At 67.8% G+C, this 10,170-nt stretch carries 11 protein-coding genes; 7 read left to right on the top strand and 4 right to left on the bottom strand.

All coding sequences use genetic code 11. The features are described from left to right. Window positions 1-12: 12 nt before the first annotated feature. On the top strand, window positions 13-1,065 hold the full coding sequence (locus AC1DX2_RS22735) for an L-threonylcarbamoyladenylate synthase (protein ID WP_477198695.1): 1,053 nt from the start codon (window positions 13-15) through the stop codon (window positions 1,063-1,065). A 53-nt stretch (window positions 1,066-1,118) separates the two neighbouring features. On the opposite strand, the gene AC1DX2_RS22740 is transcribed toward AC1DX2_RS22735, so the two are convergent. From AC1DX2_RS22740 to dacB, 4 genes are all read right to left on the bottom strand, one after another. Then, window positions 1,119-1,820, bottom strand: coding sequence for an OmpW/AlkL family protein (locus tag AC1DX2_RS22740; protein WP_477198696.1), 702 nt, complete (start codon window positions 1,818-1,820; stop codon window positions 1,119-1,121). A gap of 18 nt (window positions 1,821-1,838) precedes the next feature. Beyond that, window positions 1,839-3,449 carry an alpha/beta hydrolase family protein gene (locus AC1DX2_RS22745; RefSeq protein ID WP_477198697.1) on the bottom strand — a complete coding sequence of 537 codons (1,611 nt, stop codon included), beginning with the start codon at window positions 3,447-3,449 and terminating at the stop codon, window positions 1,839-1,841. A gap of 166 nt (window positions 3,450-3,615) precedes the next feature. Next, window positions 3,616-3,870 (bottom strand): SemiSWEET transporter, encoded by a 255-nt coding sequence (locus AC1DX2_RS22750; RefSeq protein WP_477198698.1) that lies wholly within the window; start codon window positions 3,868-3,870, stop codon window positions 3,616-3,618. A gap of 23 nt (window positions 3,871-3,893) precedes the next feature. Then, on the bottom strand, window positions 3,894-5,324 hold the full coding sequence (gene dacB, locus AC1DX2_RS22755; RefSeq protein ID WP_477198699.1) for a D-alanyl-D-alanine carboxypeptidase/D-alanyl-D-alanine endopeptidase: 1,431 nt from the start codon (window positions 5,322-5,324) through the stop codon (window positions 3,894-3,896). Window positions 5,325-5,355: 31 nt separating this feature from the next. Between dacB and AC1DX2_RS22760 the strand changes: the two genes are divergently transcribed. From AC1DX2_RS22760 to AC1DX2_RS22785, 6 genes are all read left to right on the top strand, one after another. After that, window positions 5,356-6,387: a DMT family transporter gene (locus AC1DX2_RS22760; RefSeq protein WP_477198715.1), complete on the top strand. Its 1,032-nt coding sequence runs from the start codon at window positions 5,356-5,358 to the stop codon at window positions 6,385-6,387. Between the two features lie 20 nt (window positions 6,388-6,407). Beyond that, window positions 6,408-7,139 (top strand): tRNA (adenosine(37)-N6)-threonylcarbamoyltransferase complex dimerization subunit type 1 TsaB, encoded by a 732-nt coding sequence (gene tsaB / locus AC1DX2_RS22765; RefSeq protein ID WP_477198700.1) that lies wholly within the window; start codon window positions 6,408-6,410, stop codon window positions 7,137-7,139. A gap of 28 nt (window positions 7,140-7,167) precedes the next feature. Then, window positions 7,168-7,635: a ribosomal protein S18-alanine N-acetyltransferase gene (gene rimI / locus AC1DX2_RS22770; protein ID WP_477198701.1), complete on the top strand. Its 468-nt coding sequence runs from the start codon at window positions 7,168-7,170 to the stop codon at window positions 7,633-7,635. Between the two features lie 22 nt (window positions 7,636-7,657). Further along, window positions 7,658-8,503 (top strand): uracil-DNA glycosylase, encoded by an 846-nt coding sequence (locus AC1DX2_RS22775; RefSeq protein WP_477198702.1) that lies wholly within the window; start codon window positions 7,658-7,660, stop codon window positions 8,501-8,503. 12 nt (window positions 8,504-8,515) lie between these two features. Next, on the top strand, window positions 8,516-9,715 hold the full coding sequence (locus tag AC1DX2_RS22780; protein ID WP_477198703.1) for a glycosyltransferase: 1,200 nt from the start codon (window positions 8,516-8,518) through the stop codon (window positions 9,713-9,715). A 78-nt stretch (window positions 9,716-9,793) separates the two neighbouring features. Beyond that, a partial coding sequence (locus tag AC1DX2_RS22785; RefSeq protein WP_477198704.1) for an ESPR-type extended signal peptide-containing protein occupies window positions 9,794-10,170 on the top strand: 377 nt, incomplete at its 3' end.

Here is a 10,170-nt window from a genome sequence, read left to right on the forward strand (position 1 = left end):
CTTGGTCTTGCCATGATCCTGCCCGGTGACGCTGCCCAATCCATAGACGCCTGCGTGCAGGCGTTGCGCGCCGGTGCACTGCTGGGCCTGCCCACCGAGACGGTCTATGGCTTGGGTGCCGACGCCGCCAATGACGCCGCTGTGGCCGCCATCTTCACCGCCAAGGGCCGGCCGGCCAACCACCCGTTGATCGTGCACGTGGCCGATGAGGCCCATGGCGCGGCGGGCGTGGCGCATTTTGCTGCGCAGGTGCCCGATTTCGCGCGTCGGCTGATGGACGCCTTCTGGCCCGGTCCGTTGACCTTGATCCTGCCGCGCCGCGAAGGCGTCGGCGCTGCGGCTGCCGGTGGCCAGGCGTCCATTGGCCTGCGCTGCCCGTCGCACCCGCTGGCGCAGGCGGTGTTGCGCGCCTGCCTGCTGCCGCTGGACGCCGGTGGCCAGCCGGTGGCGCCGGTGTGGGGCGTGGCCGCGCCCAGCGCCAACAAGTTCGGCCGCGTCAGCCCCACCACCGCCCAGCACGTGCAGGACGAGTTCGGCGACGCGCTGCTGGTGCTGGATGGCGGGCCTTGTGCGGTGGGCATTGAGTCCACCATCGTGGATTGCACCCGTGGCGTGCCGGTGCTGCTGCGCCCAGGCCAGATTTCACGCCAGCAGATCGAACAGGCCTGCGGCTTGCGGTTGATGGACAACGAGGCGCTGGCCCACACCGGCGCTGGCCAGGCACCGCGGGCCTCGGGCACGTTGGAGGCGCATTACGCGCCGGCTGCCAAGGTGCGCCTGATGAGTGCCAAGGCACTGCAGACCGCGCTGGAATTGCTGGGTGACGACATCGACAAGGCGCCGCCCACCATTGCCGTCTATTCGCGCGCCATTTTGCACAGCCGCTCCAGCAAGGTGTTACGCCGGCGCATGCCAGACGATGCCGCCGCCGCCGCCCAGCAGCTGTTTGCCGTATTGCGCGAGTTTGACGACCAGCATATCAAGCTGATCTGGGTCGAGACCCCGCCCGATGACGCAGCCTGGGAAGGCGTGCGCGACCGCTTGACACGCGCCGCTGCAGCATGAAAAAAGCCGGCCCGGGCCGGCTTTTTGCGATGCGGGGCTTGCCCCCACAAGCATCAGAAGTTGTAACCCACCGCCAGTGAAAACACGTTCGGGTGGAAATCGATCTTGGCCGTGCGCACGATGCCCAGCGTGTTGGTGGTCTCCGTCGTGCTGACCTTGGCAGTGGCCAGCGCCGCCGTGATGGACCACTTGGGATCGAACTTGTAGGTCAGGCCCAGTTGTGCGGCCAGGCCGACGGAATCCTTCAGCTTGATCGAGGTCGGGCCGCCATTGATGGCGTCGTTGACCGCGGTGGATTCGCGCTTGGTGAAGGTGGTGTAGTTCAGCCCCAGGCCGACGAACGGCCGCCAGCTGCTGCTCTTGTCGCCGAAGTTGTAGTTCATGAAGAACGTCGGCGCAGCCTGCGTGATCTTGGCGACAGTCTGGCCATCGGCTGCGGCCACGCCAGGTGTCACCGCAGCGGGTAGCTTCACCACCACCGCCACGTCATGCTTGGGCGGCAGGCCCAGTGCGAGCTGGGCGCTCCAGTTGTCGTTCAACGCAGCCACCAGGCTCACATACAGCGTGGACTGCTCCTTCACCTTCAGGCTCAGCGCGTCCACGGGCGTGAACGGGCCGCTGACGCTGGATGCGGTCGAGTTGGGGTTCAGGTTGACGTAGCCGACCTGGACCGTGAAGTCGGTTGCCGACGCGGTGCCGGCGCAAGCCATTGCCGCCACGGCTGCCAAACGCAGGAGTGTTTTGTTCTTGGTCATGTTCAGCGCTCCCTGGGATTAAAACTTGGCAAAGAAGCCGCGTGCCACGGCGTTGCAGAACGGTGGCACCAGCGAGCCGTGGTAGGCCGTGAGGACCGCCGTGGCCTGGGCCACCGGATTGGTGCCGGCGGCGGCAGCCGTCTGGGCCTTGGCCTGCGCGAAGCCCGCCTTGGCGACATAGAACGGGTCAGCGGCGGGGCCGGGCGAGGCCGCCAGCGAATCCACGTCCACCACCGTCACCAGGCCGGCGTTGACCTGCGGCGTCCACAACGTCTTCATCAGGCCGGTGTTGATGGCGTAGAACACCGTCGGGTCGCCGCTGCCGGCGCACATCAGCACCGGCGCCGTGGGCGTGAAACCGCGCAGGTCGTTGGTCTTGGCGGCCTTGCGCAGCGGGCTTTGCGGGGCGGCCGGCGGCATGCCCAGGCCGTTGCTACCGGGTACGGGCGTGGCGCCGTCCGGCGCGTTCAGGATATCCAGCAGCGCGCCCAGGCGGGCGCTGTTCTTCACCAGGTTGCTGGTGCCGAAACCGCTAGCGAACAGCGCGTCGGTGGCGCCGGTGCCGGTGGGCGGCGTGACGGAGTTCAGGAACGCTTGCACGGTGGCCGGCGAGCCGGCCGGTGCGGTGGGCGGCGTGCTGCTGAACAGCGCGGACTGCGGCAGCTTGCCGCCCTGGATCAGCGCGGTGAGGCCCTGCGTGCTGGGCAGCAGCGTATCGATGCCGGTGGCGTAGGCGGCCTCGTACAGATCGGCCGGCGTGGTGTACAGGTTGCCGTAGGCCTTCTGGTAGCTGGTGGTCACCATGGGCGTGAAGATGGTGCTGCCGGCGTTGACGTTGCCCAGGAACACCAGGTCGTTCATGGCTGACAGCGCGTACGGACCGGACATCGGCGCGGCGGCCGTCACCGGCGTGCCGGCGGCCTGCAACGCGCGGTGCGTGGCCATGGCCACGTGGCCGCCTTGCGAGTAGCCGGTGATGAACAGCTTGCTGCTGGCGGTGGTGCCGGGCTGGAACACTGTGGGCAAGGTCTTCTTGGCGGCGGTCAGCGCGTCAATCATGTCCTTGGACTGCTGGTCGGCGTTCAGGTACGGGTGGTAGGACAGGTCCGAGCTGTCGTAGCCGGCATAGTTGGGCGCCACCACGATGTAGCCCTGCGCGGCGTAGAAGGTGGCGATCAGGATCGCCTCGCTGTAACCCGGGTTGGTGCTGTCGCTCAGGTCGGCCAGGTTGTAGTTCTTGGAGGTGGTTGTGCCGTGCGCGTACAGCACGATGGGGCGCGCGCCGGAGCACTGCGCGCTGCTGCCGTTAGGCACCATCAGCGCGCCGGAGGCGGTGGCTTTCTCGCCGGCGCCACCCACGGTGTAATACTGGATGTACTGCACGTCGACGCCGCAGGCGGGTGTGCCGGCCACCGCCAGCAGACCCTGGCCGGTGCTGCTGGCCTGCAGTTTGCCGGTGAGTTCGGCGGCGCTCAGCGACACGATGCGCGGCGCCGGGTTTTGCAGCAGCGCGCCACGCGTGCCGCTGGTGTCTTGCGTACCTGCCGGGGTACCGCCGCCTCCGCCTCCGCATGCGGCGACGAGCAATGCGGCGCCCATCGCGGCCCATGAAGCCTTGTATTTGTTCATCCGTTTTCTCCTGAGTTGTGGCCGCCGGAAAGGGGTGCCGGCGTGCTCGTGCTTAAAAAAGAACGAACGTTCTTTTTTATCAAAAAAATGGTACGCCCGGGGACCTGATGCTGGAACGGGGTTACTACTTAGGCCTCATCACTTTTGTGGTGTGACCGCCTCAGCTTTACTTAAATTTGAGCTTCATGCCCAAGATCGCCGCTGCCAGACTGAGCGTGATGGCGTTGGCCGCCACGATGGGCCAGGCCTTCAGCGTCAGCCCATAGACCAGCCACAGCGTGATGCCGACGGTGAACACGCTGTACATGCCCAGCGAGATGCCGCTGACGTCGCGCGTGCGGAAGGTGTGCCAGGCCTGGGGCACAAAGCTGGCAGTGGTGAGTGTGGCGGCCAGGTAGCCAATGAGGTCAGTCCCGTTCATCTGCCGGATTGTCCCAGAACGCTTCAGTTGCCCTTGGCGGTCCAGTCCAGCAGCAATTCGAAGGCGGCGCGTGCGGCACCTGCATTGGGGTGGTTGGCGATGGCCACCAGGATGTAGTGGCGGCCGTTGCGGGCGTGCACGTAGCCGGCCATGCCCATCACATCGCGCAGCGTGCCGGTCTTCAGGTGGGCAATGCCATAGGCCTTGGCGCGGCTGCGCCTGAGCGTGCCGTCCACGCCAGCGATGGGCAATGAGGACATCAGCTCCGGCATCAGCGGTGAGCGAAAGGCGGCCTGCAGCAGCTGGGCCAGCCCCTGGGCGCTGATGCGCTCGGCGCGCGACAGGCCGGAGCCGTTGTCCAGCACCGGCATCTCTTGCGTACCGAAGCGCTCGCCCCACCAGGCCCGTACCGCTTCGCGTGCGGCCTCCTGCGTGCCCGACTGTACGCCGGGGTTGACCACCCGGGTCTGCGTGCCCAGTGTCAGGAAGAGCTGCTGGGCCATCACGTTGTTGCTGAACTTGTTGATGTCGCGCACCACCTCCAGCAGCGTGGGCGAGCTGAGCTCGAACGCCGGCCGCTGCGCTGCCAGCGCGGCCGGCAACCTGCCTTCGCGCACCGAGCCGGTGAGCTTGCCGCCCATCTCGGCCCACAGGCCGCCCACGGCGCGCACCGCGTAGCTCTTGGGATCGGCATAGGCCACGCCCCAGGTCTTCTCGCCGCAGGCCAGCGGGTAGCTGCCAGCAAAGCGTATGCGGCTGGGATCGGCAAAGTCGGCCTTCAGCGCGGCGCGGTAGTCGCCGCACTCGCCCGCTACCAGGGGCACGTTTGTGGGCACCGTTACGCCTGCAAGCGGTGGCTCGGCATACACCAGGGCAACGTTCTGGCTCTTGTCGGGCACGAAACTCAGCAGCACGGACTTGAAGTTGATCAGCAGCGCGTCAGGCGCGGCGTTGTAGGGGCGCAGCGGCTCGCCGTCGAAGGCGGCCGGATCGGGTTCCACCGCCTCAAAAGCGCTGCGGTCCAGCACGATGTCGCCGGCGATGGCCCGGATGCCCAGGCCCTGCACCCGGCGCAGCAACAGCCACAGCCGCTCCACCACCAGCTTGGGGTCGCCTTGGCCCTTGATGTACAGGTTGCCCTGCAGCGTGCCCTCGCGCACCGGGCCGTCCACATACACCGGGGTGGTCCAGGTGTAGGCCGGGCCCAGCGTGTCCAGGGCCGCAAAGGTGGTGACCAGCTTCATGATAGACGCCGGGTTCACGGGCGTCTGGGCGCGGTGGCTGATGCGCGGCGCTTGCTTGCCTTCGGCATCCAGCACCAGCACGGTCACGGCGTCGCGCGGCACATTGGCGCGCGCCAGCGCCGCCTCCACGTCGGGCGGCAGGCCCTGGGCGGATGCCGCGCGGGCCAAGCCCAGCAGCAAGCCGCACAACAGCCAAGACCTTGAAACCATGGCCCATTATGGAGCCGTCGATAATCCAGGCATGCACGCCGCCGGCACCCGTTCCCCATTTCCAAAGCTGTCGCCACGCGTGCAGGGCGTGCTGGCGGCCGTGGTGACGGTGACCATCTGGACCTCCTTCATCCTGATCGCCCGTGCTTCGGCCGATCCGGCGCGCAGCCCGACGCTGAACTCGTTCGACATCGCCTGCGCCCGCATCCTGGGCGCCAGCCTGGTGCTGCTGCCCTGGGGCTGGTGGCTGGTGCGGCGCCAGCGGGCAAAAGGAGCACCGGCCGCTGATTCCTGGTTGGGCCTGTCGCCGCTGAGCTTTCGCATCACCGCCATCACGGGTCTGTTCGCCGGGGCGCTGTACGCCATGCTGGCCTACAGCGGCTTCCAGTTTGCGCCGGCCGTGCATGCCTCGGTGCTGATGCCGGGCAGCCTGCCGTTGTGGACCGCGCTGTTTGCGGTGTTGCTGTTGCATGAGCGCCTGAGTCGCGCGCGCGCCCTGGGCCTGCTGTGCATCGTCGCCGGCGACCTGCTGGTGGGCGGTGCCAGCCTGCTGCGGGCCTTTGACGGCGGTGACGTGTGGAAGGGCGACTTGCTGTTCATGGCCGCCGCCTGCAGCTGGAGCGTTTATGGCGTGCTGGCGCGCCGTTATGCGCTGGACGCGGTGCGTGCCACCATCGCCGTCACGGTGTTCGCCTTTGTCGCCTACGTGCCGGCCTACAACCTGTTGTTGGCGCTGCAGTGGGTGCCTGGCCACCTGTGGACTGCGCCGTGGCGGGATGTGCTGTTCCAGATGGTGTTCCAGGGTGTGGGATCGGTGGTGATTTCCGGCATCAGCTTCACCCGCATGATCCAGCACTTTGGCCCGGTGCGCACCACCATGATCACCGCGCTGGTGCCAGGCCTGTCAGCGCTGGGCGCGGTGCTGCTGCTGGGTGAACCGCTGCACTGGAACATTTTGGCTGGCCTGGTGCTGGTCACCGTCGGCATCCTGTTCGGCGTGCGTGCCATGCCCCGGCCGCCGGCCGCCACCGCGCTGGCGGCCCAGGCCAAGCCTTGCACCTGAACGCGACACGGATGCTTGCCATGAAGCTGTTGGCCTTTGACACCAGCACCGAAACCCTGTCGGTGGCCGTGCAGCGCGGCATGGGCGACACGACGCAGGTCTGGCAGCACACCGGCGCCGGTGGTGCCCAGGCGTCCACCAGCCTGATCCCCTGCATTCAAGACCTGCTGGCCCAGGCTGGTCTGCGGCTGGAAGAGCTGGATGCCATTGCCTTCGGCGCCGGCCCGGGTTCTTTCACCGGTTTGCGCACCGCCTGTTCGGTGGCCCAGGGCCTGGCGCTGGGCGCCAGCGCCCGCCGCCTTGCCGCCGGGCTGGCGGGCAGCGTGCCGTTGCTGCCCATCAGCACCTTGCTGGCGGTGGCGGAGGAAGCGCGCCACACCAGCGGTGTACAGCGCGTGCTGGTGGCGCTGGATGCGCGCATGGACGAGGTCTACAGCGCGCCCTTCGAGCACGATGGCCAGGCCTGGCGCCAGACCGGCCCCGACTGCCTGCTGGCGCCGCAGCATGTTGAGCTGGCTGAGGGCTTCAGCCTGGCCGGCAATGCCCACAAGGTGTACGGTGCCAGCTTGCGGCTGCCGGCGGGCGCCCAGCCCGTTCTGGCGTTGCCGCAGGCCTGCGCCCTGCTGCGCTTGGCGCCCGGTCTGTTGGCTGCCGGCCACGCGGTGGCGGCGGAGCTGGCCATGCCGCGCTACATTCGGGATAAAGTGGCGAAAACCACTGCTGAACGGGCCGCCGAAAAGGCGGCTTCCTGATGCAGCCGCCAATCACCCTGCCGCCACGATGAGCGCCGTACTCAAACCCTTGGAAGCCCGGTTCGAGCCCATGGGGCCGCAGCACCTGGACGCCGTCGTGCAGGCGGAGGCGTCGGCCTATGCCCACCCCTGGTCACGCGTCAATTTCACCGATGCGCTGAAGTCGGGCTACCAGGCGCAATTGCTGCTGGCAGGCGACAAGCTGCTGGGCTACTTCATCGCCATGAAGGGCGTGGAAGAGGTGCACCTGCTGAACATCACCGTGGCCCCGGCTTACCAGCGCCAGGGCTGGGCACGGGTGATTCTGGACGCGCTGGCCATCTGGGCGCGCGGCCAGGCTGTCCAATGGGTGTGGCTGGAAGTGCGCAAGAGCAATGCTCGCGCGCTGCAGGTGTATGAAGCCCATGGCTACCGCCGTGTGGGCGAACGCAAGAACTACTACCCGGCCCAGGCGCAGCAGCGCGAAGACGCGGTGGTGATGAGCTTGCGCTTGTGATGTTGTTCAGAAAGACCCCTTGATGGCCTTGCAATTGGATTCCCGCCAGCGCGCCATGTTGCGTGAGATGGGTGTGCCGGTATGGCTGCCCGAGGCCGCCGAGGTGCCCGTGCAGGGCCAACCTGCGGCGATGGTGGCGTCGGCTGTGGCCCCGCAAACGGCAGGGGCGTCACCCGCCTCCTGGCCCGACATGGCGCGCAAGCCTGCCGCCGTTGCACCGGCGGCGCAGCAGGTGCAGGCGCCGGGCCTGGTCCCGCTGGCACTGCCCACGGACATCGCCGCCGCCAATTGGCCAGCGCTGGGGCAGGCGGTGGCGGCCTGCCAGGCCTGCGCACTGTGCGCCGGCCGCAAGAACACCGTGCTGGGCAGCGGTGCCGTGCGGGCCGACTGGCTGGTGGTGGGCGACCCGCCGGACGAGGACGAAGAGCGCGCCGGCATCGCCTTTGCCGGCCAGGCCGGCCAGTTGCTGGACAACATGCTGAGGGCGGTGGGCGCCAGCCGGGGCGGCGAAGGCCCCAGCGGCGCCTATGTGACCAACATCGCCAAGTGCAGGCCGCTGGACGGGCGCAACCCGGAGGCGGCTGACCTGGCCAGTTGCGAGTTGTACCTGCGCCGCCAGGTGGCGCTGGTGCAGCCGCGGGTGATCCTGGCCATGGGGCGGTTTGCCATCCAGGCGCTGCTGCAGTCCAGCATGCCCGATGTCGCCTCGCGTCCGCTGGGCCGCTTGCGCGGTGCCACCTACAGCTACCAGGGTGTGCCGGTGATCGCCACCTACCATCCCAAGAGCCTGCTGCGCAACCTGCCCGACAAGGCCAAGGCCTGGGCCGACCTGTGCCGCGCCATGGACCTGCTGGCCGCTGGCGCCTGACGACCCGCGACGATGGCCCGCGTGCTGTGCGTCTGGGAGCTGGGGGCCGAACTGGGCCACATCAGCAAGCTGCGCCTGCCCATGGCCATCGCCTTGGAGGAGGGGCACCAGGTGTTTTTGGCCGCGCGCGAGTTGCGCCGCGTCAAGCTGATCCTGGGTGACATGCCCATCACCTACTTTCAGGCGCCGCTGAAGCACCGGGACCTGCGGCCTGAGCCCATCCACCAGAGCTTTGGCCAGATGCTGGCGCACCAGTGTTTTGGCAACGTGGATGAAACCGAAATTCTGTTGCGCGCCTGGGGCAGCTTGTTTGACCTGGTTCAGCCCGATCTGGTGCTGTTCGAGCACAGCCCGCTGGCTTTGGCCGCCGCCTATGGCCGGCCGTTCAAGAAAGTGCTGGTGGGCTCCGGCTTCATGCTCCCACCGCTGCCGCTGCAGCCGTCCGACCCCTTCGCGCCCTTCATCACCACCCCGCGCACGCCGGAGATGCTGCAAGCCCTGAGCGCCCATGACGCCGGCCTGGTGCAGACCATCAACCAGGCGATCGCGCGCACCGGTCGTCCGCTGCTGTCCGCGTTGTCCGACATTTACGCCCAGGCCGACCACTATTTCCTGATGACCTGGCCGCAGCTGGACCACTTCGGCCCGCGCGAAGGCCTGTACTACCTGGGCACAGAGCCGCCGCAGCCGCAGGCGGCGGCGCTGTGGCCGCCTGGCGCCGGGCCCAAGGTGTTCGGCTACCTGCACCCCATCCCCATGCTGGAGCGGCTGCTGCAGGATTTGCGTGCGGCCCAGGTGTGCACACTGCTGGTGGTGCGCGATCTGCCAGAGGAGCTGAAGCGCACTTACAGCGGTGACCACCTGCGTTTTTCCGATCAATTGGTGGACCTGGCCCAGGTGGCGCGCGAGGCCGACTGGGTCATCAGCCACGCCAACCACAACACGGTGGCCACCTTCATGTTTGCCGGCGTGCCGCAGCTGATGATCCCGCTGCACCAGGAGCAATTGTTCGCCGGGCTGCGCCTGGTGCAGCAGGGCGTGGCCGCGCTGGCCTTCCAGGACCAATCCAGTTTCGTGAACGAAATCACGCTATTGAACACAAATTTGGAGATGCGCGACAAAGCCGTGAAGCTGGCGGCACAATGTACGGCTATCGGGTACCCGGATGTCACTGCATTCATTCGCGGCGCCTTTCAAGCCCTGCTGGCGTGATACCAGGGCCTGCGCGAATGGGTTGATTTGCGCGGGTTCCCGCGGCCAGTTGTGACCTGTGATCGGGAGTAGCCACACATGACAAGCCGAGCCTCGCTGAACCACACCTTCAGGACCGTCTGGAACCAGGCCTTGGGGGCCATGGTGGCGGTGGCCGAGATTGCCAGCGGCGCCGGCAAGGGCAGCGCAGGCGGTGCGGGTGATGTCGCCAGCCCCTGCCTGGGCGCCAGCAGCCACAGCCGAGCCGCCAGCCTGTCGTTGGGTGCTCTGGCCATAGGCGTCGCCCTGGCCTGCAGCCCCATGGGCTCAGCCTGGGCCAACCCCACAGGCGGCGTCGCCGTCGTCGGCCAGGCCAGCATCAGCACCCCCGGCGCCAACCAACTGGTCGTCACCACCCAGAACGGCGCCGGACTGAACCACTCCGTCATCAACTGGCAAAGCTTCTCCATACCCGC

The sequence above is a fragment of the Hylemonella sp. P2_B10 genome (assembly GCF_056404875.1).

Bases quoted from the DNA above. Each gene is read 5' to 3' on its own strand.
- AC1DX2_RS22745 (WP_477198697.1), bottom strand. From the start codon at position 3,449: ATGAACAAATACAAGGCTTCATGGGCCGCGATGGGCGCCGCATTGCTC.
- AC1DX2_RS22780 (WP_477198703.1), top strand. From the start codon at position 8,516: ATGGCCCGCGTGCTGTGCGTCTGGGAGCTGGGGGCCGAACTGGGCCAC.
- dacB (WP_477198699.1), bottom strand. From the start codon at position 5,324: ATGGTTTCAAGGTCTTGGCTGTTGTGCGGCTTGCTGCTGGGCTTGGCC.
- AC1DX2_RS22735 (WP_477198695.1), top strand. From the start codon at position 13: ATGATCCTGCCCGGTGACGCTGCCCAATCCATAGACGCCTGCGTGCAG.
- AC1DX2_RS22775 (WP_477198702.1), top strand. From the start codon at position 7,658: ATGGCCTTGCAATTGGATTCCCGCCAGCGCGCCATGTTGCGTGAGATG.
- AC1DX2_RS22750 (WP_477198698.1), bottom strand. From the start codon at position 3,870: ATGAACGGGACTGACCTCATTGGCTACCTGGCCGCCACACTCACCACT.
- tsaB (WP_477198700.1), top strand. From the start codon at position 6,408: ATGAAGCTGTTGGCCTTTGACACCAGCACCGAAACCCTGTCGGTGGCC.
- AC1DX2_RS22740 (WP_477198696.1), bottom strand. From the start codon at position 1,820: ATGACCAAGAACAAAACACTCCTGCGTTTGGCAGCCGTGGCGGCAATG.
- rimI (WP_477198701.1), top strand. From the start codon at position 7,168: ATGAGCGCCGTACTCAAACCCTTGGAAGCCCGGTTCGAGCCCATGGGG.
- AC1DX2_RS22760 (WP_477198715.1), top strand. From the start codon at position 5,356: ATGCACGCCGCCGGCACCCGTTCCCCATTTCCAAAGCTGTCGCCACGC.